Source organism: Larkinella sp. C7 (genome assembly GCF_006149005.1).
Lineage (GTDB): Bacteria > Bacteroidota > Bacteroidia > Cytophagales > Spirosomataceae > Larkinella.
In genome coordinates this window covers 1-512 of the sequence record NZ_VBSL01000121.1, presented here as the reverse complement: position 1 = coordinate 512, position 512 = coordinate 1, and the positions used below count along the sequence as shown (strand labels likewise).

The 512-nt window shown below is 40.2% G+C and carries 1 protein-coding gene; it reads left to right on the top strand.

Features of this window, described 5'->3' with window-relative positions; translation table 11 throughout:
• Positions 1-512: GbpC/Spa domain-containing protein (locus FH871_RS34680; RefSeq protein ID WP_212768353.1), on the top strand; the 512-nt coding region annotated here is incomplete at both ends.

The window sequence follows — 512 nt, the reverse complement described above, 5'->3', positions numbered from 1 at the left end:
AGTACCAGAAGGTGGTGAAAAAGGACCTGTTAGTGTAACCATGCGAATCCGTTTTTTCGATGAGGATGATAATGAAATTGATATGAGTGATAATAAGGCCATCATGAGCTTGTCCTCTCTTAATCACTGGATTAGCGATCTTGGTAATCATGTTGAAAAGGTTTCTGTTGGTGAAAATGAATTTATCAAGATTCCGGGATCATCGGTAGACTTACATGACGATTATATCTACTCTGATAAAGAAAATCAACGTAAGTCAAATGGAGCTATCTTTGACGCTGATGGTGAGAATGGCTGGGATGCGATTAATGTTGACGGTCAACCTCGCTCAGCAACTGCTTTTTACGGTGCAGGAGCTATGACCTACAAGGGTAAAGAATTTACTTTTGAAGCTAGTGGTAATAATCCCTATATTCCGACTACAATCTGGTTCTCTACTAATTCTGTTGTAGCGGTTCCTAAAAATCCGGGTGATGCTCCTCAACCACCTAAACCAGTTGAAGATCCTAAAG